Consider the following 25,730-nt stretch of genomic DNA (forward strand, 5'->3'; position numbering starts at 1 on the left):
CCGCGCCACAAGGCACTTCCATCATCGCGAAGTGCTTGCAGGTTGCGCGGAATCCGCGCAACAATTTCCCAATCCCAGCTTCGACCGACATGGTCGACCTGGACCAGGCTCGGGGGACTGGAACTTGGCCAACATCCTGATCGTGGATGACGATCCGGCCGTGCAGATGACTATCCGGCTGCTGCTGGAGAGGGCTGGCCATCGCGTGACGGTCGCCGGCGACGGCCATCAGGGCCTTGTAATGTTCGAGGCCGGTCGGTTCGAGCTGTTGTTCTTGGATATTTTCATGCCCGGAATGGATGGACTGGAGACCATGCGGCACATTCGGGCGCGAGCGCCGGCGGTGCCGATCATCGTGATTTCCGGCCGGTCGGCCGCGCCCGACGCCTATGCCCAGCCGGACTTCCTGAAGATGGCGACCAAGCTCGGCGCAGTGGCGAGCTTGCCTAAGCCGTTCCGTGCCGACACGCTGCTTGCGGCCGTCGATGGCTGCCTGGACGCGACGCAGATGGCATCGCGGGGGAATCCGGATGTCAGCACCGGCCGCCGATGACAAAGACCTCCGTTCTGTTCCAGGCCAGAACACGCGCAGTCATTCGGGAATCCCCATGACGCTCGCAACGCGGCTGGCCATCGCGATGATCCTGCTGGTGGCGATTACCGTGGCCGCAGTCGGCTGGCTCGGCTATCGCAACCTCACGCAGGCGGTCATTCCACGGGTCCTGGAACGCGTCGAAGCCCAGTCACACCTGCTGGCTACCAATCTCGAATCCTACGTTGCCGGCGCTCGCGGCGATGTCCTAGGCTATCGCTCCGCCGCAGGCATCAATGGCCTGATCCGCGCCCATATCGGCGGTGGCATTGATCCTCTTGACGGCGTTTCGGAGCAGACCTGGCGCGAGCGCATCGCAGGGCGCCTCGCCGCCGAGATCGAAGCCAAACCCAGCTATGCGCAATTTCGAATCATCGGTGTCGACGACGACCAGCGCGAGCTGGTCCGCGTCGACCGCTCCGGCCCGAATGGAACAGCCCGAATCATTCCGAACAGCGAACTGGAGCACAAAAGCGAGCGACTCTACTTTCAGGAAACGATTCGCCTGGCGCCCGGCGAGATTTATGTGTCACCGATCGATCTCGCCACCCGCCAGGGGGGGACCACGGCCCCTCACATGCCGACTTTGCGGGTTGCAGCGCCGCTGTTCACGCCGGACGGCAAGCCGTTCGGTATCATCATCGCCAATATTGACATGAGTCCGGCTCTCGATCGCATTCGCTCGACTTCCGGCTCGGGAGGGCAGATCTACGTCGTGAATTCGCGCGGCGACTATCTCGTCCATCCCGATCGCACGCGAGAATTCGGCTCAGTGCATGGCCGGCACGACAACTGGCGCAATGAATTTCCATTTTTTACAGCCCTGGTCGGAAAGACGGAAGGATCCACGCAGCTCCTGACCGACAGGTTGGGCCGGCCGAGCGGCGCGGCGCTCGCGCCGGCGCTGCTTGCGGGCAAGGAGTGGGTCGCAATCATCGAGACCATTCCCCCGCCCGTATTCAGCCGCGTGCCAGCAGCCATTCAAAAAACATCCTTGCTGGTCGGCGTGCTCGCGGTCCTTGCCGCGGCTTCACTTGCGGTGCTCGTGGCCCGCTCATTGACTCGTCCGATCGGGCGTCTGACGACGGCGGTGGAGGCGATCGGCAGCGGGCGGCCGGCGGATATCCCGGTCGATGCGCCGGGCGAAACCGGCGCACTGGCACGGGCCTTCGCGCGCATGGTCGCGGAGGTGCAGGCCAAGACCGCAGCTCTCGAACGCGAGGTTCGCGAGCACCGCCGCACCGAGGCCGCTCGAAGCCATCATGCCGAGCGCGAGCGCCTGTTCAGTGCCGCGGTCGAATCCTCCGACGATGCCATCGTCATGCAGTCGCTCGACGCCATCATCACCGGCTGGAATCCGGCGGCGGAACGGCTCTATGGCTATTCGGCGGACGAGGCGATCGGCAAGCACACCTCCATCATCGTGCCTCCCGACCGCCGCGAGCAGGGCAAGGATTATTTGCGACGGATCGCGCGCGGCGAACCGATCGAACGCTTCGAGACGGTGCGCGTGCGCAAGGACGGCACACCCGTGGAGATCTCCCTCAGCCTGTCGCCGATCAGGGGTCCCGGCGGCGAAATCATCGGCGCTTCCGGATCGGCCCGTGACATCACCGAAGCCAGACGCACCGAGCGGGCACTGCAACAGCAGCTCGAGGAGCGCCGGCGGATCTTCGACGCCTCGCAGGACCTGATCATGATCATGGATGCGAGGGGGCATGTCGCCCAGATCAGTCCGAGCTCGGAAGCCATCCTCGGCTATCGGCCGGAGGAAATGATCGGCCGCAGCGGCGCCGACTTCATCCATCTCGATCATCTGGAGCGGTCGCGCGAGGACATGCGCGCCTTGCGGCGCGGCGAACGGCCCAAGCTCGCCGACACCCGCTGCCTCCACAAGGACGGGCACGAGGTCTGGCTCTCCTGGATGGGGACGTGGTCTCCCGAGATGAAGCGCTTCTACTTCGTCGGGCGCGACATGACCGAAGCCCGGCTTGCGCAGGAATCGCTGCGGGAAAGCGAGCAGCTTGCCCGCAACATCGTCGAGACATCGCTCGACGCCTTCGTCCAGACTGACGAGAACGGCACCATCCTGGCCTGGAACTCGCAGGCCGAGAAGCTGTTCGGCTGGCGGCGCGACGAGGCGCTGGGCAGGAACAACGTCGACCTGATCGTTGCCGAGAGCGAACGCGAAACGATCAGGGCCGGCCTGCAACGCTTCGTGAGCTCGGAAGACGGCAGGCTCGTCGAGCGCCGGCGCGAGATGATGGTCCGCCGACGTGACGGCAAGGAATTCGAAGCCGAGCTGAGCGTCACCGCGCTGAACCGTCGCGAAGGACTGCTGTTCAACGTCTTTTACCGCGACCTCACCGACAAGATCGCGGCCGAGGAGCGCGTCCGCCACGCCGAGAAGATGGAGGCGATCGGCCAGCTCACCGGCGGCGTGGCGCACGACTTCAACAACATCCTCACCGTCATCACCGGGACGATCGAGATCCTGGCGGAAGCGGTCGAGAAGGAGCCGCAGCTTGCCGCCATCACCAGGATGATCGACGAGGCTGCAGGGCGCGGCGCCGAGCTGACCCAGCACTTGCTCGCCTTCGCGCGCAAGCAGCCGCTGCAACCGCGCGAGATCGACATCAATTCGTTGATCGTCGACACGGCCAAGCTGCTGCGCCCGACGCTGGGCGAGCAGATCCAGATCGAATCCGTGTTCGAGGCGGAAAGCTGTGTGGCGATCGTCGATCCCAACCAGCTCACCACCGCCCTTCTCAACCTGGCGCTCAACGCCCGCGACGCCATGCCGAACGGCGGCAAGCTGATCCTGGAGACGGGAACGGCCTGGCTCGACGAAAGCTACGCCAACATCAACGACATCCGCCCCGGCCACTACGTGCTGATCGCGGTCAGCGACACCGGCGCCGGGATTCCGGCAAAGCTCCTGGACCGCGTGTTCGATCCCTTCTTCACTTCGAAGGGCCCCGGCAAGGGCACCGGGCTCGGCCTCTCCATGGTCTATGGCTTCATCAAGCAGTCGGCCGGCCATATCAGGATCTACAGCGAGGAAGGACACGGCACCACGATCAAGATGTACCTGCCGCCTGGCATGACGGCGACTGCGAGCGGTGAGGGCGTGGCGCCGGCTGCGATCGATGGCGGAGACGAGACGATTTTGGTGGTCGAGGACGACCGCCTGGTGCGCGACTATGTGCTGGCGCAGCTGCATTCGCTGGGCTACGCGACGTTGCAGGCGGCCAATGCGGTTGAAGCGCTGGCAATCGTCGCGGCCGGACAGCCGTTCGACCTCCTGTTCACCGACGTGATCATGCCGGGCAAGATGAACGGCCGTCAGCTTGCCGACGAGATCCTGAAGACCAGGCCAGACCTCAAAGTGGTCTACACATCAGGCTATACCGAGAACGCGATCATCCATCACGGACGATTGGACTCCGGCGTGCTGCTACTCGCCAAGCCGTACCGCAAGTCGGACCTCGCAAGAATTTTGCGCAAGGCGCTGGACGGCTGAAGTTGCGCGCAACTCTGGTGTCCCGGACAAGCGAAGCGCAGAGCCGGGACCCAGAACTGTTTGCCGTGAATTGGAGACATGGGCCCCGGCTCGGCGGCGCATCATTGCATGATGCGCTGCGTCCGGGGCACGAGAGCAATCTACGAAGCGCGCTGGGCGGCCGTCATCACGATGCGGATCAGGTCGGCCGCGTTCCGGGCGCCGAGCTTCTTCATGATGTTGGCGCGGTGGTCCTCGATCGTGCGCGGGCTGATCCCGAGCGTACGGCCGGCTTCCTTGTTGGAGGCACCCGCGGCGAACTGCTCGAGCACCTCGCGCTCGCGCCGGGTGAGGGGCTCACGTCCGGGGAAGTGGAGCTGGCCGAACTTGGGCGAGGCGCTCTCCGCCTGCCGACGAGCATAAGCCCCGATCGCCTCGTCGAGCCGGTTGACGATCTCGCTGCCGCGGAACGGCTTCTCGATGAAGTCGAGCGCGCCGTTCTTGATGGCGCTGACCGCCATCGAGATATCGCCCTGCCCGGAGATCATGAAGATCGGCGCGGGATAATCCTCGCCGTGCAATTCCTTCAAGATGTCGAGGCCCGACTTGCCGGGAATGTGGACGTCGAGCAGGATCGCGGCCGGTGTGCGGTTTCGCGCGACCGCGAGCAGCGCTGCGCCGTCGGCAAAACAGATCACCTCATAGCCCGCCGCCTTCAACACCATCGACAGGGTGTCGCGAACGGCAGGGTCGTCGTCGACCACGAAGATCTCGCCACGGGAGGTTTTTTCGGCCATGTGCCACGTCCATCCGACATGAGAAGACTTGCGTCCGCGCCAAGCGTTTTGGCGTTCGGCACGGATTCGGCCCACCCCCGCATTTGTACGGGACATGAAGTTAACGCACAAGTAGCGGCGTAGCGCCCAATGACCGGGGGACGAAGAATATCCATGCAAAATTTTGCTGGCACCGGCCCGCGTGTCGAGCGGCCATTTCCGGCAGCCGTCAGTTGATCGCTGCCGATCTTCGCTCTCTGATCGCGCAGATCGAGACCGGCATGCGCCTGATCGAGGCCGCGATCACGCTGGAAGACGCCTGCGATCCGCCGGGTTCCACCGAAATCTTCGTGCTGGATGACGTCACGCCCCGCTACGCCACGGCAAGCGCAGCGCTCGGTGCCGTGCAGGGTCGGCCTCAACCTCGCCTTAAAATCGCTCTCTGATTCCGGAAAATCAACTGAAACCGCGACCGCGCGGTGCGACGGCCGCACCGGATCGGGCGAGGCCGCGCGTATCCCGCGCGTCTTAAGCGCGGTGACGCGCCACGATTGCATCGGTGGCGACACCGCCCCAGGTGTGCATTGTCGGCAGACCCATCGCAGTCTTGCCGAGATTGGCGAGGCTGATACGCAGCGCCGCGAGATCGAGCGGCTTCGGCAGGCTCTGCAGTTCGATCCCCACGGAGCGGGCAAAGTGGCGGGCAGCACTGCGGCGCCGGCCATCCATGCCGCTGATGACGATCACCGAGCCCGCGAATTTCGCCTCCGACATCACGCGCAGCACCTCGATGCCGTCGCCGTCCTCCAGCACGAGATCGAGCGTCACACAGTCGAAGCGCTCGGCGCTAAGCTTGCTGATCGCCTCCGAAACCGAGGACGCCACGGTCACCTCGTGGCCGGCCTGCTTGGCTGCAACCGTGATCAGGCTGCGCTGCGTAGCGTCGTCATCGACGATTAGAAGCTGCAGCGGTCGCCGTTCGCCGGCATCAGACAGGTTTGACGGGAGGGAGGAGTAGGAGCTTCTTGGCATTACCGGGTCCTGCGATTGAGACCGGTCATGCGTACATCGCACGCGCTTAGGCCACGTAAAACGGAGGCCGCGAATTCAATCGGATGTTTTCGGCAAAATCCGACACAACGCGTTAAGAAAAGCGAACAGGAGCTTATGACTGTGCTCAGACCGTCGCGTCATGGCTTGCGGCGGCGCGCTTCCTCTTGTTCTTGCCGCGCAGGAACTGGATGTCCATTTCCGCGCCGTTGACGCGCACCAGCTCGCAACGGCGATAGGCAAGGCCCGTCGAGGATAACAGCAGAAAGAATTCCTTGAGATTCAGGCCCTGGATCGAACCTTCGACCGTGAGGATGGCATCGGTGTCGGAAATCGCGTTGAGCTTGCAATCGCGACGCCAGGTTCCGTCGATCGCCATGATGCAGACATCATAGCCGCGACTGAACGTCACGCGTTCCGCTCCCTTGCCATCTTCGCTCATGCGCGCAGGCCTGCCATTGCAGCGGTCCTTGGAGGCGCCGCCGCGATCGCGGGCTTTGCACCGGCGCTACGTGCGTCATTCGGCTTGTAGAGACCGCGCCGCTCCGGAATCGGACGGAAGGTGTCGGTCAGCCCGACCACGGTTTCTGCGGCGCCGAGCACCAGGAAGCCGTCGCCCTCGACTTGACGAGCGAGGCGGTTGAAGATGTTGATCTTGGTCTCCTGGTCGAAATAGATCAGCACGTTGCGGCAGAAGATCACGTCGAAGGTGCCGAGCTGGGAGAAGTCGTGCAGCAGATTGAGCTGCCGATGCTGGATCATGGCGCGCAGTTCGGGATTGATCTGCCAGGTCTCGCCGGTCTGCTTGAAATACTTGACCAGGAGCTGAATCGGCAGGCCGCGCTGCACCTCGAACTGGCTATAGATGCCGGACTTGGATTTCTCCAAAACCTCCTGCGACAGGTCGGTGGCGATGATCTCGACCCGCCAACCGGTGAGCGCCGCGCCCATCTCCTTCAGGCTCATCGCCAGCGAATAGGGCTCCTGTCCGGTCGAGCCGGCGGCGCACCAGATGCGCACGCTCCGGCGCGCCGCGCGCGCCTTCAGCACCTCCGGCATGATCGTTTCGCGGAAATGGTCGAACGGGACCTTGTCGCGGAAGAAGAAGGTCTCGTTGGTGGTCATGGCTTCGACCACGCTGGTGATCAGCGCGCTCGATCCAGCTTGCAGCTTCTGGACGAGATCGCCAATGCCGGAGAGTCCGGCCTTGCGCGCGAGCGGCAACAACCGGCTCTCGATCAGATATTGCTTGTCGGCAGACAGGTCGAGACCGGAATGGTCTCTCAGGAACTTCCGCAGATACTCATACTCGGGCGGGGTCACTGGGCAGCCTCTCGCAGGATTACCGGGAACACTCAGGCCAGGAAGACTTAAGCAAAGGCCTGTCCGACGGGGATCAGGCCGACTTCCGCGAACTTGTCGGCGATGATGTCCTTGTCGAACGGTTTCATGATGTATTCGTTGGCGCCGCCGCTGAGTGCCTGGGCAATGTGGGCGACGTTGTTCTCGGTGGTGCAGAACACCACCTTGGGCTGGTCGCCGCCGGGCAGGCGGCGCATGTGGCCCATGAATTCGAAGCCGTCCATGACCGGCATGTTCCAGTCGAGCAGCACGGCATCGGGCAGCTTCTGCCGGCAGACCTCCAGCGCCTTCGAGCCGTCCTCGGCTTCGGTGACCTCGAATTCCAGGCCTTCCAGGATGCGGCGCGCGATCTTGCGCACGACGCTGGAATCATCGACGACCAAACATGTCTTCATTTTGGTTCTCCGGCTTCGATGTTGTTGGGCTTACGCAGCCATTTGCACTTTGGTTTCGAGCTCGAGGACGCGATCGACGTCGAGGACGACCATGAGCTGGCCGTCGAGACGGTGGACGCCGCCGGCAAGCTTGGCCATGCGGGGGTCGAGGTTGACGGGGTTTTCCTCTTTGCCGTCCTCGGGCAGGCGCAGCACCTCGCCGATCGTGTCGATCAAGAGGCCATAGGATTCGCCGCGCAGGTCGACGCCGACCGCCATCGGCACCTTGCCGTCCTCGGGCCTCGGCAGCCCGAGGCGCGCGCGCATGTCGACCACGGTGACGATGCGGCCGCGCAGGTTCAGGACGCCCGCGATCTCGCGCGAGGCGAGCGGCACGCGGGTGACGCGCTCGGGCATGAACACGTCCTGGACGCGCGAGATCGGCAGGCCGAAGAGCTGGCCGCCGATCATCGCGGTGACGTATTCGACCATGGCGCCTTCGGCGGATTGGGTCTTGCTGCTCATTGGATGTCTCTTTGTCCCGCTCTCATTTGTTTGAGCATGATCTTGTCGGAAAACCGCTGCACACTTTTCCGGATCATGCTCTACGCCGCAGCCCGGTTCAGCTCGCAGGCGCCGGCCGCACCTGCGGTCTGCTCCTTCAGCGCCGCGATCAGACCGGGACGGTCGAACTTGGCGACATAGTCGTGGAAGCCGGCCTGCCGGCCGCGCTCGATCGCCGCCGGCGAGACCAGCGCCGAGAGCCCGATGATCGGCATCGCGCCGAGATTGTGGTCGGAGCGGATCACTTCCGCGAACTCGAAGCCGTTCATGTCGGGCATCTCGATGTCGGTCAGCACGACGTCGAAGGTCTGCGCGCGCAGTGCGGCGAGGCCCTCCTGCGCGGTCGGCGCGGTGCGGACGCGGTAGCCGGCGGCCTTGAGCACCGGGGCCAGCATGTTGCGGAAGAACGCCGAGTCGTCGACCAGCAGCACCGACTGCGAATGCATCGACGGCTTCATCTCCTTGCGGGTGAACCAGTCGGCAAAGGCCATCGGCAGGAAGTGGCCGACGTCGATCACCTCGGTGGCCTGGCCCTTGATCACGGCCGAACCCAGAATGCCGGCGCTGGAGCCGCCGACCTCGATGTTGAGGCGCTCCTCGACGATGTCGATGATCTCGTCGACGACGAGGCCCATGGAGCGGCCGTCATCGGCGAACACCAGGATCGGCTGGGCGCCCTGGCTCGCGACGGTGACGCCCTCCATGGCGACCAGCGGCATCAGCTGCTCGCGGTACTGCACCATGTAGCGGCCGTTCGAGAACTCGATCTTGTCGGCGGGCAGCTCTTCGAGGCGCGTGACGAGGCCGAGCGGGACCGCCTTGGGCTGGCTGGAGCCGGCGCGGAACACCAGCAGCGAGGTGGTCTGCTCGCCACTTCCGATGTGATGGCCGGCATTCTCGTCGGTCATGTCATGGGCCGAGGAGCCGGAGGCGCCCAAGGCTTTGGCGATGCCGTTGGGGTCGATGATCATGATGACGGCGCCATCGCCCAGGATCGTATTGCCCGAGAACATGTCGATGTGGCGCAGCTTGGTGGACATCGGCTTGACCACGATTTCTTCGGTGTGGAACACGCCGTCGACCACGATGCCAAAGGTCTGGCTGCCGACTTGCGTGACCACGATGAAGCCGTTCTCGGGATCGCTGGCGGCGCCGTCGTCGATCTTGAGCAGCTTCTTGAGGTGGATCAGCGGCAGCAGCTTGTTGCGCAGGCGCAGCACCGCGGTGTCCTTGATGCGCTCGATGCGGTGCTCGGAGTTGGCGCGGGCCCGCACCAGTTCCACAACCGAGAGCTGGGGAATGGCAAAGCGGTCGCCGCCGGCTTCCACGATCAGCGCGGAGACGATGGCCAGCGTCAGCGGGATCTTGATGGTGACGGAGGAGCCCTCGCCGGCAACGCTCTTGATGTCGATGGTGCCGCCGATCTGGTCGATGTTGGTGCGCACCACGTCCATGCCGACACCGCGCCCGGAGACCGAGGTGATGGCGGCCGCGGTCGAGAAGCCCGGCGCGAAGATGAACTTGTGGATCTGGGCTTCGCTCATCTTCTCGAGCTCAGCCTCGGTGACGAGACCTGACGAGAGCGCCTTGGCCTTGATCTTCTCGGTGTTGAGGCCTCTTCCGTTGTCGGCGATGCAGATGATGATGTGGCCGCCCTCGTGATAGGCGGACAGCCGGATGGTGCCCTGCTCGCCCTTGCCGCTCGCCGTGCGCTCGGCCGGGGTCTCCAGGCCATGGTCGGCGGAGTTGCGCACCATGTGGGTGAGCGGGTCCTTGATCAGGTCGAGCACCTGGCGGTCGAGCTCGGTGTCGGCGCCGTGCATCTCCAGCTCGATCTGCTTGCCGAGTTCGCTCGACAGGTCGCGGACGATGCGCGGCAGCTTCTGCCAGGCATTGCCGATCGGCTGCATGCGCGTCTTCATGACGCCTTCCTGCAGCTCGGCGGTGACGTTGGAGAGGCGCTGCAACGGCACCTTGAACTCGGTGTCCTCGTTGCGGCGGGAGATCTCCAAAAGCTGGTTGCGGGTCAGCACCAGCTCGGAGACCATGGTCATCAGATGCTCCAGCGTATCCACGTTGACGCGGATCGACTGGTTGGCGACGCGGTCGCCTTCGGTGACGCTCTCGTCCGCCATCGATTTCTTGGGCGAGGGTTTTGCCTCCTTGGCCTTCTCCTTGGCCTTCTCCTTGGCCTTGGCCTCCTTGGCAGCCTCCTTCGCAACAGGCGCCGGGGTGGCGGCCGGCGCGGGCGCGGCGGCAGGAGCCGCAGCCGGCGCGGGCACCTCGATCGCGGTCTCGCGGAAGGCGCGCTCGAGCTCGTCGAGCGACACCTCGCCCGGACGCAACGGGCGCTCCAGCGCCTGCTCGATCAGCGTGCCCTGAGTCATCTCCTTGGCGGGTGCAGCGGCGGCCGGGGCTTCCGGCGCAAGCGGCGGGGCGTCAGCAACTGGTGCGGCTCCGCCAGCAGCCATTGCGGCCATGCCCTGCTCGACCATCGCTTCCAGCTTGTCGATGAGGTCGCGGTCGGTGCCCTCGGGCTCGGCTTCGGTCGCCTCGAGCCCGGCCAGAATCTCCTTGATGCGGTCGATCGACGACAGGATCACCGTCACCGCCTCAGCGGTGACCGGCATGCCGTCGCGGAACTTGCCCATCAGCGTCTCGCCGGCATGCGCCAGCGCTTCGAGCCGCGGCAGCCCCAGAAAGCCGCAGGTACCCTTGATGGTGTGGACGAGGCGGAAGATGTTATCCAGGATCTTGGCGTTGTTCGGCTCCTGCTCGAACTTCACCAGCTGATTGTCGACGGTGTCCAGGCTCTCGCTGGTCTCCGTCAAAAACTCCCGCAACAGATCATCCATGGAATACGCCTTACCAACCTTGGACTCGCCGCCAGCTTCCCGGCCTTGATCGCGACTGCCTGATCCGACTTCTCGCAATCGACGCAATGCCCTCCCTTCGATCGTTAGACATCGCATTTCACGGCCGCGTTAATTTCGACCTCCGTGCTAATACGGATATTGAAGACAACTTTGTCGTTTGGCGCTGCGCCCTGGCTGTTTTCGACAAAACCGGCCGCAGGCGTCGCGGCGATGACGCAAACTGTCGGCGCGCCACGCGTCGCGGGACGCCCCGTAAAAGAAGGCGTCGGCGGTGAAAGGCGCTATGCCAGCGCCGCGCGGGTGAACCACACCCATCCGCATCCGTCATCGCCCGCAAGGCCGGTGATTGCTGCCCAGGCCGCGACGCATGCGATGGGCATTCGAGGTAAACAGACTCTTACCCCATGATGGCTCGCACAGGATTCGACGCGCCTGCGCTCCCGGCCGCGAATCGGCAATCGGCGCGTGTTCTCATTCCCGCCGCAGCGAGGCGCCTGACTTCCGACGTGTATATGGACCAATACACAACTTATGTTGTAGCATGGGTCAGCCGTGCGACAGCGCCACGAGACGCAGCGCGTGGCGAGACGACGAACCGCAGCGCCGGATTGATCTCGCATGACTGCAAGCGGTCGCCCGCCCAATCAATTGCTCAGGACGCTCGATGCAGCAGACTTCGCGCTGCTGGAGCCCCATCTCGCGACCGTCGAGCTGGCCAGGGAGATGTCCCTGGGCGTGGACGGCGCTCCGCCGAAGCAGGTCTACTTCCCGCTTCGCGGCGCGGTTTCATTGACGGTCAATCTCGCAGAGGGACAGACGATCGAGGTGGCGATGCTGGGCCGCGACAGTGTCATCGGCAGCGGCGCGGCTCTGGCCGGCTGGGCTGCGCTGGCGGACGCCGTCGTGCTGTTTTCGGGCACGGCGGTCAGCCTGGACTGCACCGCATTTCGCGGTGTCGCCGACAAAAGCCCGCGGTTCCGTCGCCTGATGGTCCGGCACGAACAAGCGCTGCTGGCCCACGCGCAACAATCGGTGCTTTGCAACACGTTGCATCCGGCCGAAGCGCGCCTTGCGCGCTGGCTGCTGCGCGCCCGCGACCTCTGCGACAGCGCGACCCTTCCACTGACGCAGGAGTTGCTGGCGCAGATGATCGGCGTGCGACGCAACGCGATCTCGCTGGTCGCGCATTCGCTGCAGCGCGCCGGCATCATCCGCTACAGCCGCGGCCAGATCGAAATCGCGGACCCCCATGCGTTGGAGGCAACATGCTGTGCGTGTTACGGCGCGGTGAAAAATGTCTATGCGCGGCTGCTGGTATCCGCTCCGTGAGCCGGCAGGCTGCGTCGTGGTGACGCAACTTCTTGTGCATGCCGACGTGCACAGAGGCTGCCCGCGACGATGAGGGGCTATATGTCCAATTGCCAACATATCCCGGAAGGCACATGATGGGCGCCTTAGACCCGTGCGAGGGATGGCGGATACGCGTTTGCGCTTCGCCGGCTGGGAAAGACGGGAGGCAGTTATGGAAACGATGGTGCGTCCATCCAACGGTTTCCTGTCTGCTCTGTCGGCGGATGATTATGAGTTGATCCGCCCGCACTTGCGCATCACCGAACTGCCCCATGAGACCGTGCTGGTGGAGACCGGCGAAACGCTCAAGCGCGCCTATTTCCCGCATCGCGGGGTGATCTCGCTGGTCGTGGAACTCGCCAGGGGCGAGCATGTGCAGGTCGCAATGATCGGCCGCGACAGCCTGCTCGGAGCACTGTCGGCGATGGGCGATACGAGCGCGCTGAACAGCGCGGTGGTGCTCGTCGGCGGCACGGCCTCGGTGATGGAACTCGACCGGTTGCGCGCGGCGGCCGACCAGAGTTCCTCATTGCGGACGCTGCTGACGCGCCACGGGCTTGCGGTCTATGCGCAGGTCCAGCAGACCGCCGGCTGCAATGCCGCCCATCCCGTGGAGTCGCGGCTGTCGCGGTGCCTGTTGCAGATCCACGACCTGTCGGGCGACGTCCGGCTGCTGCTGACCCAGGAGAACCTGGCGCAGATGATCGGCGCGCGGCGAAACAGCGTCTCGCTGGTCGCCAACACGCTGCAACAGGCCAATTTCATCCACTACAGCCGCGGCCACATCCAGATCAACAATCTCGACGGGCTGCGCCAGACCGCGTGCGAATGCTACGCCACGGTGAAGGCGCAGTACGACCGGCTGCTTGGGCCGCGATGATCCGAAGGGCTAAAGCGCGATGAGATTGGGCTGAATCATCATCGCGCTTTAGGTTGTTGTTTGATCTCCGCGCAAACGCGTTCCGCGTTTGGCGCGCAGAAAACTGCGTCCCACTTTTCCGGATCATGCGCTAGATGCCGCCACCGCGCGTGAAGTTTACACGGCGTAGACATTCAGCCGCTAGAACCCTCTCATGCGCGAAGCTGCCGCCCTGCTGACTGCCGAATCCTCCCTCGCCGCCGAGCCGGTACGGGATCCCTGTGCCTTCCAGGCGCTGGTGCGCGAGATCGGAGTGGACGGGGCCGGCGAGGTCCGCGCCGTGTTCTGGAGCGAGACCGATGCGCGCCTCAAGCTGTTCGGCGATCTCACCCTCGCGCAGCAGCGTGCTCGGATCGAGCGCGAAGCCCATTCGCTGAAGAGCGCGGCGCGCACGTTCGGCTATCAGCGGCTCGCGGCGCTCGCCCAGCAGCTCGAACGAGACGCGGCGGCGCTCGATGACGCCGCCTACCGCGAGCTGCTCGAGGCGATGGCGAAAGCCTACGCTGCGGCGCGCGAGGCGGACGCCTGATCCCTCGCAGAAAATCCCGCCGTACTTCTACGGCTTGGGATTTTCATACATGGCTAATCATAGGTGGCGATAGTCGCGCGAGACCAGGAGGGTTTCCATGTTCACCTATGAAACCGCGGACCAGAAGGAAGTCCGCCGCTTCCGCATCGCCCAGTTCAACGGCCGCATGGCGACGGTGAAATCGGGCGAGGAGACGGTGACCGGTTTCGTGCGCGCCGTGCTGGAACAGGAATCGAGCATCCCGCCGCGCTGGACCATCACGATCATCCCGAGCGCGCCGAAGGACGAGGTGAAGCCGCTGCGTCCGAGCTCGCGCGCGCGCCCCTTCGCGGACGACTATTACTGAAACTATACGGCGGCCCGGCCGCCTCAATCGATCGAATGCAGCAGCGCCGCGCGGACCAGATCCGCGGTGTTGCGCGCCCCGAGCTTGCGCATGGCCTCCGCGCGATGGCTCTCGAAGGTGCGCGGGCTGATCTGCATTCGCAGCGCGCCCTGCTTGTTCGAATAGCCTTCGCTGATCAGCCGCAGCACCTCGCGTTCGCGCCTGGTCAACCGCTTCGGACCGTGCGAGCTGGAGAGCTCGCTGCCGGCCTCACGCAGGGCGAGCGGCGCGCGTCCGGCCTTGGCCTCGGCGTCGTCGATCCCTGACACTCCGTTCCGCGGCGCGCCGCCGAGCTGCTTCACCAGCGAGCAGACACGCTCGGTCTGCGCCAGCGCATTCTCGACCACGCGCTGCAAATAGGCTCGATCGGCCGAGATCGCGAAAAGCTGGTCGCTGTGATGCTTGATTTCGCCCATGTAAAGGAGAAGGGCGGTCAGGGGGCCGTTCAGCTCGCGGGCGATCGCGGTGGCGGTCTCCTCGGATGCCTTGGCACGGGCGGCGTTCAACCGGGCGAGTTCGAGCTCTTCGTGCGGAGAACTGCTGCTTTCGTACCAAGCCGGCGATCGCGAATCAGCGACCGGATCATTCTGATGCGCCATGTGGTTCGTTTAGCGGAACCCGGGGCGAATCGTGCTTAACTTTCTGTTCCGTAAGACTACGGTGATTTTGACGGTTTTGTGCCAAATCCCCGGCGGTTGCACAATTTATGCTTGTTAGATTGCCTAGGATACCGCACATCGGTTGCAGATCCTGCCTAAATCTCAGGCATCTCCTGAAATCCCTTCTTAACGTCAGGGCGGCCGGCGGGCGGCCACGCCGTACGACTTTACCAATTAATTAACAGTGACTTGCTTCTCTGGAGCACAGTTGAGAGCGCGCAAATGCCTCCACGCGACGAACCAGTAACAGTTCCGGAAAAGTTGCGAAAAATTGCGTGCCATGAGCCATGTCGAACAGCTCTGGGAATTCTTGCAGAGGCTGACGCCGCTGTCGCGGAGCTGTCTGCTCAGCGAGCTCGAGCGGCTGGAGCTGTGCGGCATCGACATGCCGGGCTCACCCGACATCCAGGCGAAGCTGCGCGCCGAATTCCGCAAGGACGGTTCGACCCAGGGGCGCGCCACCAATCCGTCGCGTTCCTTCTTCGCTCCGCTCGAGCTGCTCTTGATGGACGGCGCGCCCGAGCACGCCAATATGGGGCGGATCTCGCGTAACACGCTGACCCCGATCTGGGAGTGGATCTGCCGCGACCTGCTGCCGACCATGGCGCGCGACTACATCAAGGCGATCAACGATCAGGTCGCGGCCAATAACCCGAAGGAGGTGCAGAAGACCGCGACCGCGTTCCAGATCAAGGTCATCAAGGTCCTCGAGAACACGCTCGCCTCGCCCGACGGCACCGGGCTCGCCCGCGCCAAACTCGGGCAATACACCGCCTCGCGCTTCGCCTTCGACGATGTGACCAAGATGCTGCAGGTGCTGCGCGCGAACGCCGCGCTGTCGAAGTTCAACGAGAAGCTGCCCGAGAAGATCTCGAAATTCGACGACGGCCAGGCGGCGCAGATCACCGCGCGCCTCGACGCCTTCAGGAAGGCCAATCCCGAGGCCCTGCCCTTTGCGCTGGCGCTGGTGGCGCGGCGGCTGAAGACGCCCTGGCACCTGATCCGTCTCGCCACCAAGGCCGCGCCGACCAAGGCCGCCGCCGACGTTGCCGCCACCCCCTATGCCATGACGGTTGCGATGGTGCTCGACCGGCTCGATGACAAGCGCCTGGCGCTGCGCGTCGCGCTGAAAAACAACCGGGTGCTGATCGCGCGCGACCTGCTCGCCGAAATCTATGACACCGAATATGCGCTCAAGGTCCGCATCGACGAGATCGAGCCATCCGAATGGGGCATCCGCCTCCAGCAATTGATGGACGCGATCGCCGCGCTCGTCGCCGCCGAGGTCAGCCGCTTCCCCGACAATGTCGGCCACATCCTCGGCTCGCGCCGCCTGCGCAACCATGACTCGATCGCGGGCAAGCTGAGCTATCTCGCCTGGAGGGGGCGCGATGCCGTGCAGGATGGCGCGGCGGCGTTCCGGAAGCTGATCGGGCAGACCTAAAGTTCGGCTAGTCCCGCGGAGCGGGCGGCATGCTCAGGAAGCGGTCGAGAAATCGTCCCGACAGCACGAACCAGAACCACCAGGCCATCATACGCCGCGTCGTCATCGCTGCGATCCTCACGCAGCCCATCACCGGTGACCGCATTGATAGCGCAGGCGCGGCAAGACGCATGTGAACTGCATCACACTCGCCCGCCCCGGGGGCCGGGTTCCTCCAAAAGTCGAACCCGTCGGACGCGGTCGTCTTGGAACCCTGACAGCGGCTCGGAGGTTTTTTCGTCGAAACAACCCCATGCACAGTAGGGGCTCGGGGGCGCCGTTGCACGAAAGGCTCCCGCCATGTCCCTCTCCCATGTCGACCCGCTCTCGCTGCCCGACGGCGAGCACCAGCTTCAGCTGCGCCGCGCCGTGATCGCCTCCACCATCGGCACCGCCATCGAGTGGTACGATTTCTTCCTCTACTCGACCGTCACCGGCCTCGTTTTCGCAAAACTGTTCTTTCCGCATTCCGATCCGTGGGTTGGCACGCTCGAGGCCTTCGCGATCTACGCCGTCGGCTTCGTCGCCCGTCCCGTCGGCGCGGCCATTTTCGGCCATTACGGCGACCGCATCGGCCGCAAATCGACGCTGATTGCGACGCTTCTGCTGATGGGGCTCGCCACCTTCGCGGTGGCGCTGGTCCCGACCTATTCGAGCATCGGGATCTGGGGCGCGGTCCTCCTGACCGTGCTGCGCTTCATCCAGGGCGTCGGCGTCGGCGGCGAATGGGGCGGCTCGGTGCTGATGTCGATGGAATGGGCGCGCAACGATCATTCCCGCGGCTTTATTGCCTCATGGCCGCAGTTCGGCGTGCCCTGCGGCCTGTTCCTCGCCAACCTCGCCGTGCTCGCCTTCAGCCAGATGTCCGGCGAGCAGTTCTTGTCATGGGGCTGGCGCGTGCCCTTTGCGCTGAGCCTCATCCTGGTGGGCGTCGGCCTCTACATCCGGCTCGGCATTCTGGAAACGCCGGTGTTTTCCAGGCTGGTCGCGGAGCGCAAGGTCGAGCGCACGCCGATGCTGCAGGTGATCAAGGAGCATCCGAAGGAGATCCTGCTGTCGGCCTTTGCCCGCATGGCCGAGCAGGCACCGTTCTACATCTTCACCGCCTTCATCTTCGCCTACGGCGTCAAGACGCTGAACGTGTCGCGCGACTTCCTGCTCACCGCTGTGCTTTGCGCCTCGGTGCTGTCCTTCGTCTCGATCCCGCTGTTCGGGCATCTGTCCGACCGCTTCGGGCGCAAGAACATGTACATGATCGGCGCAGCCGTGACCGGCGTGTTCGGCTTCATCTATTTCCGCATGCTCGACACCGGATCGGAGCCGGTCATCTTCCTCGCCATCATCCTGTCGCTGATCCCGCATGACATGATGTACGGCCCGCAGGCGGCGCTGATCGCCGAAAGCTTCACCGGGCGCCTGCGCTACAGCGGCGCCTCGCTCGGCTATCAGCTCGCCTCCGTCATCGCCGGCGGTCCGGCGCCCCTGATCGCGGCCTGGCTGTTCGGCACGTTCGAGTCGGCGACCGCGATCGCGGCCTACATCGCGCTGTGCGCGGTGATCAGCCTGGTCGCGACCGCGGCGATGACCGACTACACCGGCAAGAACATCTCGGGCGAATACAGAACGAGTTGACGCGGCAACGAAGCCCGTCATCCTGAGGTGCTCGACTTGCGGTGCACACACCGCAAGTCGAGCCTCGAAGGATGAAAGGGCCCCGCTGCTGGAGCCGGGCCGTCGCCCTTCGAGGCTCACAGTGCTACGCACTGTGAGCGCCTCCAGCGACAACGGCTTCGCCGTTGCGCAGGGGTGACGGTGATGGAAAAGGAACTCGCAAATGAGATCTGCAAGAACGACGTTGACCATGGCCGCATTGCTGGCCGGCGCACTGGCGATCAAGTCTGCAGCCATTGCGCAGACCGCGCCGCCGCCGGGCAATGCCGCGCCGACCGCCGACAATGCCGTCATGCTCACGGTGTTCTTCAAGCACGACCAGTCGCGCCCCCTGCCCGAGCTGAATGCGCAGCTCGAGAACCAGGGCTACTACAAATCCTTCCCGCCAGCGGGCGTCGAGGTGGTGAGCTGGTACGTGATGATGGGCATCGGCCAGGTGGTCACGCTGCGCCTGCCGGCCTCGCGGCTGCGCGAGGTCAATCGCATCATCGAGGAAAGCGCGTGGGGGCCGTACCGGACCGAGTTTTATCCGACCTATGACTACAAGGCGGTCGGCATGGCGCGACACGACAAGGCCGCCAGCAACTGATACCGGCGTTATCCTATGAGGCGACATCGCGCGCGGTGTCGCCTCTTCGCTGGGTCAGCCGAGTTGCCGCTTCGCGGGCGCAGCATCGCGGATATCGCAACGATTGCAGCACCGCGTGCGCGAGACAAACGCGGGTGTGAAATCTTCTTCAACAGGATCCATACAATTTTACATATGGTGAGGGCTTTAACGTTACCCAAATAATTCAACAATGATGCTGAAGCTCTCCATATTTGGAGCCGCACCCACCGTTATGAAGCTGTCACGGAACGGGAGTGGTGTGCGATGGACGAGGGGCTGGGCGAGCTCGCCGGACGGAAGACTGTAACCTTCGGACGGCGGAAGGTAACGCCTCGCGCTTGCGTGGCTGACGGCAAGCGGCACCTGCGTGCCTTCTTGAGCGAGGTGCTCGAGGATCTCGGCTTCGTCACCAGCGAATGCGGCAATGCCGACGAGCTGCGAGGCGTGCTCGCCGCAGAGCTTCCCGATTTGATCCTGCTCGGCATCGCCGCCGACGGCATCGAACCGGGAAAATTTCTGGAGGCGCTGGTGCGCGAGGAGTTCGGCGGCAAGGTGCTGGCTGTCGGCGCGCGCGAGTCGATCATCGTGAAGGCGGTGCAGCAGGTCGGCGAGGAATATGGCCTTGCCATGCTGCCGCCCCTGACGACGCCCTTTGCCGCCGAGACGCTGCGCGACCGCATCGCGATGCTGCTGCCGGACGAGCCGGCGCCGAGCCCCGCCGTGCATGTCGGCGAAGCCTTGCACGCGGGCTGGCTCGAGCTCTGGTACCAGCCGAAGATCGACGCACGCACACTGATCCGCTGCGGCGCCGAGGCGCTGGTGCGGATGCGACATCCGACCTGGGGGGTGGTGCCGCCGGCCTATTTCATTCCGGAGGAGCGCGATCCGCATTTTCGCGAACTGTCCGAGTTCGTGATCGAACGCGCCCTGCAGGACTGGCACTATCTCCTGGAGCGGCAGAGCCCGGTCGATCTCTCGATCAACCTGCCGGCCTCGTTCCTGCGCGAGGGACAAGCCGTGCGCGATCTCTGCCGGCGCATGCCCGCCCATCCCGCCTTCGGCGGGTTGACGATCGAGATCGCGAGCGACGAGGTGATCGGGGATCTCGACCTGCTGCTCGAGGTCGCCTCCGAGGTGCGCTTCCACAACATCGGGCTCGCGATCGACAATGTCGGCACCAACTGGCCGGAGCTGATGGGCCTCGACCGGTTTCCCTTCGTCAAGCTCAAGGCCGACCGGCACTTCGTCACCGGCAGCAGCAACGATGCGCTGAAGCGCAACGTGTGCCGTCACATTGTCGAGCTCGCCCGCGATTACGGCGCGCACAGCGTCGCCGAAGGCATCGAAACCCGCGCCGATCTCGTCGCTGCCAACGAGATCGGCTTCGATCTCGTGCAGGGCTATCTTTTCGGCAAGCCGATGCCGCTGAAGAAGTTCGCAAGGAGCGCGCTGACGCGGACGGTGATGGGACAGGGGTGAGGCGACGGCCTCACCCAACCCGCCGCGCAAAGGCGACGCGGGCGACCACGAGTGCGGTCGCTGCGATCACCTCCAAAGGACCGTTCGCTCGCCTAGCGACAGACCCACACACCATTGACCAGCACGCGGGCGCAAGTTGGCGCCACTACGGCGGCTCCAGCGGCCGCTGCACCTACGGCCGCACCGCCGACGACGGCGCGGCGCGTCGTTCGACGCGCGACGCCGGCGACACTTACTGGCGTCGCTGGCCGCCCGACGCGGGCCTGTGCGCTCTGAATCGAGAACGAAAGTTCATCTTCTGACCACTGCACCGAGCTTATGGCTGCGCAGGCAACAACGGCGCCGGCCAACCACAGTTTTGTTCTGTATTGCATGACAGCCTCCTTTGTTAGTTCGACAGATCTACTTCGCGTCTCGCTTCTTGCTTGCTCGGTTTGACGGGGCTCCGGACGGCGGACTCGCGGGGTCGCCTTCCTGAATACAAGTGAGGAGATCAACGTAGCTTTGAGCGAAGGCAATTGAAGTAGCCTCCTTTTCGCAGCGATCGCGAACAGGACCGGCATTTGCCGACCAAAGGGCAACCAGCTGCTGCTGAGCCTTCGTTTCATCGCTCATGCAGTTGTCGAAACTCTGCCCCAAAACGATTCCATTCGCCTTGTCATCGGCCGCTGTGCCCTTGCACAGTGCCTCAACATTCAAATGGGGAACGCGATCGGAAACGGGCATCACCAATTGGCCTCCGAGGAGTGCCGCCGACAAAAGCGCGATCTTCATCTTGACCTCCCTCAGGTTCTGCTGAACCTTGATCTGCTCCTACCACTGCTCCCGTTTGCTGGTCCTTTGCGATCAGCTGCTCGCAACCCTTCTGACGGCCGGCGGAGACCAGGTGCCGTTGATGATCGAAGGCGCCTTCTCGTTCGGCCAATACATCCGCAGCATCAGAATGAACTTGCCGGCGGGTGCAGGCAGCCAGTTCGACTCCTTATCCGCTCCAGGCATTGCGAAGTAGGGCATGCGATGCATCAAAGAGATAACTCTCCTTATGCAATGAGACCCAGAGTTGCGGAACGGGCGTTGATTCAGATCAACGTTGATCGCATCGCCCTGACACTAGATGGCGGCCGCCCGAATGAAGGCACGCTGACGGTGATGGGACAGAGGTGAGGCATCAGCCTCACGCAAACCGCCGCGCGAACGCGACGCAGACGACCACGAGCGCGGTCGCCGCGATCATGCTCCACGCCACCGGCTCGTGCAGGACGAGGCCGGCGAGTGCGAGGCCGAAGAAGGGCTGAAGCTGTTGTAGCTGGCTGATGCTGGCGGTGCCGCCGATCGCAAGGCCGCGGTACCAAAATACGAAGCCGACGAACATGCTAAAGACGGAGACGTAAGCAAGGCCGATCCAGGCCGGCGCGCCGATGCCGTCCCATGTCAGCGGCAGCGACATGATCGCGACGGGCAGCATCAATGGCAGTGCGAGGATGAGCGCCCATGAGATGACTTGCCAGCCGCCGAGCCGGCGCGACAACGTCGCGCCTTCGGCATAGCCGAGGCCGCAGAGCAGGATCGCGGCAACCATCAGGAGATCGCCGGTGAGCGAGCCCGCGCCGCCGCCCGATAGCGCAAAGCCCGCGACCGTCGCGGTGCCGACGATCGAGAACAACCAGAACGGCAAGCGCGGGCGCTCGCCGCCGCGCAGCACGGCGAAGATTGCGGTCGCAAGCGGCAACAGGCCGACGAAGACGATCGAATGCGCCGACGTGATGTGCAGAAGCGCCAGCGCTGTCAGCAGCGGGAAGCCGACCACGACGCCGAGCGAGACGATGGCGAGCGAGGCAAGGTCTTTTCGCGCGGGTCTTTGCTGACGAAGCAGGGCAAGCAGCGCCGCCCCTAACAGTGCGGCGATCACCGCGCGCGCCGAGGTCAGGAAGATCGCGGAGAAGCCGCCGACTGCGACGCGCGTCGCCGGCAGCGAGCCGCTGAAGATGACGACGCCCAGAAGTCCGTTACCCCATCCGTTGCCGGCCGATTGCATGTCGCCTCGCTTTCCCGTGAGCGACCCTGGCCTTTTGACGGTGGCGAAACCAGCCACAATCCCATACAATCTGGCCAAACTGTACCGGTATGGAAGCCCATACACTTGGATAGACTGACGCAAACCAGAGGCCGCGGCGGGGCGCGCACCACTGACGTGATGAGCACCATCCGCGCCAAGGTCGCGGGCCGCGCGCTTGTCCCCGGCGACCGCCTGCCGTCGATCCGCAAGCTCGCCGCGAGCATGGGCGTTTCGCCCTCCACCGTGGTGGAAGCCTATGATCGCCTGGCGGCTGAAGGATTGATCCGGGCGCGGCGCGGCTCCGGCTTCTACGTCTCTGCGACAACCATGCCGCCGCTCGCGCTCACCGGTGTCGAGCCGCGCCGCGACCGCGCCGTGGATCCGTTCTGGGTCTCACGGCAATCGCTCGATGCGGATTCCACGACGCTCAAGCCGGGCTGCGGCTGGCTGCCGGCGGACTGGATGCCGGAGGCCGCCTTGCGGCGCGCCTTCCGAGCGCTCGCCCGGAGCGATGACAGCCTGCTTGCCGACTACGGCTCTACACGCGGCTCGCTTGCGCTGCGCCGCTATCTGCTGGCCCGCTTTGCCGAGGACGGCATCGAGGCCTCGGTCGACCAGCTCCTGCTCACGGCCTCGGGGACACAAGCCACCGACCTCGTCTGCCGCTTCCTGCTGCGGCCCGGCGACACCGTGCTGGTCGACGATCCCTGCTACTTCAATTTTCGCGCCCTGCTGCGTGCGCATCAGGTGAAGATCATTGGCGTGCCCTACACGCCGTCGGGCCCGGACGTCGCGCGCTTCGAGGCAATCCTCGCCGCGGAGCGACCGCGCCTCTACATCACCAATTCCGCACTCCACAACCCGACCGGCGCGACGCTGTCGTTGCAAACGGCGCATCGCGTGCTGAGCGTCGCCGCTGCACATGACCTGGCAATCATCGAGGACGATATCTTTGCCGATTTCGAATCAGAACGTTCGCCGCGCCTTGCCGCGCTCGACGGCCTCACCAACGTCATCCGTATCGGCAGCTTTTCCAAGACGCTCTCCGCTTCGGTGCGCTGCGGCTATATCGCCGCGCGCGCCGACTGGATCGAGCATCTCGTCGACCTCCAGGTCGCAACCAGCTTCGGCGGCCCGAGCCCGGCCGCAACCGAGGTGATCGCGAAGGTGCTCGCGGGCGGCACCTACCGCAAGCACATGGACGAGCTCAGGCAAAAGCTCACGCGCACCCGGCGCGAGGTGGCGCGAAAGCTCGGCGCGCTCGGGCTCGAACCCTGGCTGATGCCGCGTGGCGGATTCTTTCTGTGGTGCCGCCTGCCGGACGGACTGGATTCGACGCAAGTCGCGCGCGCGGCCCTGGCCGAAGACGCGGTGCTCGCGCCGGGCAACGTGTTCAGCGTGTCGCAAACGGCTTCGCGCTTCATGCGCTTCAACGTGGCGCAATCGATGGAACCACGCGTCTGGGACGTCATGCGCCGCGCATTGAAGATGTGACCGGATTGATCGACGGCTAGAACCACGGCTCGTCATAGACCGGTTCGCCGTCGAGCAGCAGCCGCTTGATGGCGGCACGGCCCGACGGCAACACAGCTGCGACGACCCGCAGCTTCTTCTGGTTGCGGGCTTGTTCGAGCTTTCTGCCCTCGCCTTCGGGCACGAAATAGGTTTCGAGATTGTAGGAGATCGCGAGCTTGTCGCAGAAGGCGCGCCGGCCTGAGCCGCAGGATGCGCCGTAATTGACGCGGCCGCGGATCAGCACTTCGGGAGGGGTAACTGCCACCGCCTCAGTGTGCACCGAGACCGCCTCGTAGAGGCCGTCGGCATTGGGCGCGAGCTTCACGAACACGATGGGATTGCGCGCGGCGGCCGGTTGATTGGCGAGCGCGCCCGCCGGCAATTGCGAGATATCGTAGCCGAGCACGACATAGTCGCCGCGCAAGAGGTCGCGGGGATCGACAGGCCGCGTCTGCAAGGTCACCTCCGTGCCATCGCGCAAGATCTGCATGCGATCGACGACCATCACGATCAGCAGCGCACACTGAATCAGGATGGCCGCGCCGAACAGCACGGCTTTCGGGATGCGCCGCCAGAACACGGCGAGAGGAGCCAGGGCCTCGATCATTCGTCGGTCCTCGACAGCGCGCGGTCCAGGACCGTCGCAAATGCAACAGCAATGACGCCGGCTGCAGCAAGAAAGGCCGAGCGGCGCAGCAATGAGCCCTTCACCACCCAGGTGATGCCAGCGATGACGCCGGCGATCCCGAGCCAGCCCGCGACGATCCGCGGGCGTACCGCATCGAGCATGCCGGAGACGACAAGGCCAAGCATCGCGCAAAGGAGAGCGGCATAGGCCAGCCATGGCTCGCCTGCCCGAGACGCCCACCACAGGGGGGCAGCGACCAGGACGAGGGCGATCGCGCATCCTGCGAAGGCCTCACCCATCCGCTTCGTGATCCCGGCGGATGCAAACGCGAGGATCGCGCCTGCGATCCCGCACATGATGGCCCACAGCGGTTGTGCAGTGGCAGAGCCGGGCTCGATACGGAAGATATCATCGACAGTCGTCACCTCGAGGACGGCAACGACGGCCAGCGAAAATGCCCCATAGGCCGACAAAACGCCTCCGAAGCGGAGCGCCCTTTGCGAGGGCACTGCTGCGATCGCAAGCCCGCCGCCGAACAGCAACGCCGCGCCGTCAGCGAGAACGAATGACGGCTGAGGATTGTCGAAACCAAAGCCAAGCGCTGCCACGATCCACCACGGCAGCACGGCAAGCGCGACGAGATGAGCGGCCACGCGCGAGTTCCAGGCAAGCGCGAGACCCGCGGCGACGAGCCAAACCACCGCGAACGGCAGATGCAGGGCGTCGGGCGTATCGTAGACACGCATGCAGCTCCATATGCAGGCGGCCGCGAGCCCGACCGCAAGCGCGCCGCGCGAGCCGGTCAGCGGCGCCGCCGCAAGCGCACCGATCGACCACAGCAGCATGCCGCCGGCAAAGTCCCCGCCCAGATGGTACATCTGGCCAACCAAAGCGATGCCGGCGCCGAAGATGATCGCGCCGATGCCGGCGCAGAGATCGGCGAGAACCGGCCGCTGCGTGTGTGCGAACCACGCCCCGAGACCGCCGGCAACAATCATGCCGGCGATGAGAATTGCGAACCGCAACAGGCGCGCAAGCTCCGTCCAGTGGGCGGCGACGAAGGCAAGGAATGCGGCTGCGATCAGCAGGCCGCCGACGATGGCCACGACCACGGCAATGTTGATGCCGGAGGAGAGCGGCGGAAGCACATTGCGGATGCTGGCGGCGGCCGCCGGCGCGATCACGCCATCGGCTTCCCACTGCGCAAGATCAGCTTCAAGTCGCTGGCGGTAGTTTCGGTCGAACATTGCCCTTGTCGCTGGGAAACATTGGTTGCCTCATTAGACGATAGCAGCCAGTACAAGGTTCGAACGTCATCATCCGGTGACGCTCCGCTCGCGGATGCCGGGC

General features: G+C 64.6%; 24 protein-coding genes and 1 pseudogene. 12 read left to right on the plus strand and 13 right to left on the minus strand.

Annotated features, from left to right (window positions below; translation table 11 throughout):
- Positions 1-124: 124 nt before the first annotated feature.
- Both NLN62_RS16315 and NLN62_RS16320 read left to right on the plus strand, forming a co-directional pair.
- Positions 125-553, plus strand: coding sequence for a response regulator (locus NLN62_RS16315; protein WP_027526390.1), 429 nt, complete (start codon positions 125-127; stop codon positions 551-553).
- Positions 531-4,115 (plus strand): PAS domain S-box protein, encoded by a 3,585-nt coding sequence (locus tag NLN62_RS16320; protein ID WP_254109403.1) that lies wholly within the window; start codon positions 531-533, stop codon positions 4,113-4,115. The genes NLN62_RS16315 and NLN62_RS16320 overlap by 23 nt, the downstream gene beginning before the upstream one ends.
- Positions 4,116-4,255: 140 nt before the next feature.
- Here the strand turns inward: NLN62_RS16320 and NLN62_RS16325 are convergent, their stop codons facing one another.
- Positions 4,256-4,891 (minus strand): response regulator transcription factor, encoded by a 636-nt coding sequence (locus NLN62_RS16325; RefSeq protein ID WP_027526392.1) that lies wholly within the window; start codon positions 4,889-4,891, stop codon positions 4,256-4,258.
- Positions 4,892-5,103: 212 nt separating this feature from the next.
- Here NLN62_RS16325 and NLN62_RS16330 point away from each other — a divergent pair, with 212 nt between their 5' ends.
- Positions 5,104-5,316, plus strand: a complete 213-nt coding sequence (locus NLN62_RS16330; RefSeq protein ID WP_063621774.1) for a hypothetical protein — start codon at positions 5,104-5,106, stop codon at positions 5,314-5,316.
- 82 nt (positions 5,317-5,398) lie between these two features.
- Here the strand turns inward: NLN62_RS16330 and NLN62_RS16335 are convergent, their stop codons facing one another.
- The 6 genes from NLN62_RS16335 to NLN62_RS16360 all read right to left on the minus strand — a co-directional run bounded on the left by NLN62_RS16335 (position 5,399) and on the right by NLN62_RS16360 (position 11,075).
- Positions 5,399-5,902 (minus strand): response regulator, encoded by a 504-nt coding sequence (locus NLN62_RS16335; protein ID WP_027526393.1) that lies wholly within the window; start codon positions 5,900-5,902, stop codon positions 5,399-5,401.
- A gap of 145 nt (positions 5,903-6,047) precedes the next feature.
- Positions 6,048-6,362: a PilZ domain-containing protein gene (locus NLN62_RS16340; RefSeq protein ID WP_254109405.1), complete on the minus strand. Its 315-nt coding sequence runs from the start codon at positions 6,360-6,362 to the stop codon at positions 6,048-6,050.
- A complete protein-coding gene (locus NLN62_RS16345) occupies positions 6,359-7,243 on the minus strand; it encodes a protein-glutamate O-methyltransferase CheR (protein ID WP_254109407.1) in 885 nt (294 codons plus the stop codon). Before NLN62_RS16345 ends, NLN62_RS16340 begins: the two co-directional genes overlap by 4 nt.
- A 47-nt stretch (positions 7,244-7,290) precedes the next feature.
- A complete protein-coding gene (locus tag NLN62_RS16350; protein ID WP_027526396.1) occupies positions 7,291-7,677 on the minus strand; it encodes a response regulator in 387 nt (128 codons plus the stop codon).
- Between the two features lie 30 nt (positions 7,678-7,707).
- Entirely contained in the window at positions 7,708-8,181 is a 474-nt protein-coding gene (locus NLN62_RS16355; RefSeq protein WP_254109409.1) for a chemotaxis protein CheW, read from the minus strand.
- A gap of 80 nt (positions 8,182-8,261) precedes the next feature.
- A complete protein-coding gene (locus NLN62_RS16360; RefSeq protein WP_254108280.1) occupies positions 8,262-11,075 on the minus strand; it encodes a hybrid sensor histidine kinase/response regulator in 2,814 nt (937 codons plus the stop codon).
- Between the two features lie 639 nt (positions 11,076-11,714).
- Between NLN62_RS16360 and NLN62_RS16365 the strand changes: the two genes are divergently transcribed.
- From NLN62_RS16365 to NLN62_RS16380, 4 genes are all read left to right on the plus strand, one after another.
- A complete protein-coding gene (locus NLN62_RS16365) occupies positions 11,715-12,425 on the plus strand; it encodes a Crp/Fnr family transcriptional regulator (RefSeq protein WP_027523606.1) in 711 nt (236 codons plus the stop codon).
- A 193-nt stretch (positions 12,426-12,618) separates the two neighbouring features.
- Positions 12,619-13,326, plus strand: a complete 708-nt coding sequence (locus tag NLN62_RS16370) for a Crp/Fnr family transcriptional regulator (RefSeq protein WP_027523605.1) — start codon at positions 12,619-12,621, stop codon at positions 13,324-13,326.
- A gap of 193 nt (positions 13,327-13,519) precedes the next feature.
- A complete protein-coding gene (locus tag NLN62_RS16375) occupies positions 13,520-13,894 on the plus strand; it encodes an Hpt domain-containing protein (RefSeq protein WP_027523604.1) in 375 nt (124 codons plus the stop codon).
- A gap of 97 nt (positions 13,895-13,991) precedes the next feature.
- Positions 13,992-14,240, plus strand: a complete 249-nt coding sequence (locus NLN62_RS16380; RefSeq protein ID WP_027523603.1) for a hypothetical protein — start codon at positions 13,992-13,994, stop codon at positions 14,238-14,240.
- Between the two features lie 23 nt (positions 14,241-14,263).
- Here the strand turns inward: NLN62_RS16380 and NLN62_RS16385 are convergent, their stop codons facing one another.
- Positions 14,264-14,878 carry a helix-turn-helix transcriptional regulator gene (locus NLN62_RS16385; RefSeq protein ID WP_027523602.1) on the minus strand — a complete coding sequence of 205 codons (615 nt, stop codon included), beginning with the start codon at positions 14,876-14,878 and terminating at the stop codon, positions 14,264-14,266.
- A 340-nt stretch (positions 14,879-15,218) separates the two neighbouring features.
- Here NLN62_RS16385 and NLN62_RS16390 point away from each other — a divergent pair, with 340 nt between their 5' ends.
- The 4 genes from NLN62_RS16390 to NLN62_RS16405 all read left to right on the plus strand — a co-directional run bounded on the left by NLN62_RS16390 (position 15,219) and on the right by NLN62_RS16405 (position 20,181).
- Complete coding sequence (locus NLN62_RS16390) at positions 15,219-16,382, plus strand: hypothetical protein (RefSeq protein ID WP_254109411.1); 1,164 nt, start codon at positions 15,219-15,221, stop codon at positions 16,380-16,382.
- A gap of 339 nt (positions 16,383-16,721) precedes the next feature.
- The gene (locus NLN62_RS16395; protein WP_254109413.1) at positions 16,722-18,053 is read left to right on the plus strand and encodes an MFS transporter; all 1,332 of its coding nucleotides are present in this window, start codon (positions 16,722-16,724) and stop codon (positions 18,051-18,053) included.
- Positions 18,054-18,255: 202 nt separating this feature from the next.
- The gene (locus tag NLN62_RS16400) at positions 18,256-18,681 is read left to right on the plus strand and encodes a hypothetical protein (RefSeq protein ID WP_254109414.1); all 426 of its coding nucleotides are present in this window, start codon (positions 18,256-18,258) and stop codon (positions 18,679-18,681) included.
- Positions 18,682-18,966: 285 nt separating this feature from the next.
- Positions 18,967-20,181: an EAL domain-containing protein gene (locus NLN62_RS16405; protein WP_254109415.1), complete on the plus strand. Its 1,215-nt coding sequence runs from the start codon at positions 18,967-18,969 to the stop codon at positions 20,179-20,181.
- Between the two features lie 402 nt (positions 20,182-20,583).
- Here the strand turns inward: NLN62_RS16405 and NLN62_RS16410 are convergent, their stop codons facing one another.
- The 3 genes and pseudogenes from NLN62_RS16410 to NLN62_RS16420 form a co-directional block, all read right to left on the minus strand.
- Positions 20,584-20,955, minus strand: coding sequence for a hypothetical protein (locus NLN62_RS16410; protein WP_027523597.1), 372 nt, complete (start codon positions 20,953-20,955; stop codon positions 20,584-20,586).
- A 72-nt stretch (positions 20,956-21,027) separates the two neighbouring features.
- A pseudogene (locus NLN62_RS16415) lies at positions 21,028-21,177 on the minus strand (DUF1214 domain-containing protein); the annotation flags it as partial.
- 178 nt (positions 21,178-21,355) lie between these two features.
- A complete protein-coding gene (locus NLN62_RS16420) occupies positions 21,356-22,216 on the minus strand; it encodes a DMT family transporter (RefSeq protein ID WP_027523596.1) in 861 nt (286 codons plus the stop codon).
- A 159-nt stretch (positions 22,217-22,375) separates the two neighbouring features.
- Between NLN62_RS16420 and NLN62_RS16425 the strand changes: the two genes are divergently transcribed.
- The gene (locus NLN62_RS16425) at positions 22,376-23,731 is read left to right on the plus strand and encodes a PLP-dependent aminotransferase family protein (RefSeq protein WP_051389778.1); all 1,356 of its coding nucleotides are present in this window, start codon (positions 22,376-22,378) and stop codon (positions 23,729-23,731) included.
- 16 nt (positions 23,732-23,747) lie between these two features.
- On the opposite strand, the gene NLN62_RS16430 is transcribed toward NLN62_RS16425, so the two are convergent.
- Positions 23,748-24,359 carry a GDYXXLXY domain-containing protein gene (locus tag NLN62_RS16430; protein WP_254109416.1) on the minus strand — a complete coding sequence of 204 codons (612 nt, stop codon included), beginning with the start codon at positions 24,357-24,359 and terminating at the stop codon, positions 23,748-23,750.
- Positions 24,356-25,627 (minus strand): DUF2157 domain-containing protein, encoded by a 1,272-nt coding sequence (locus tag NLN62_RS16435; RefSeq protein ID WP_254109418.1) that lies wholly within the window; start codon positions 25,625-25,627, stop codon positions 24,356-24,358. The genes NLN62_RS16430 and NLN62_RS16435 overlap by 4 nt, the downstream gene beginning before the upstream one ends.
- Positions 25,628-25,730: the final 103 nt, after the last annotated feature.

The organism is Bradyrhizobium sp. CCGUVB23, from assembly GCF_024199885.1.
GTDB lineage: Bacteria > Pseudomonadota > Alphaproteobacteria > Rhizobiales > Xanthobacteraceae > Bradyrhizobium.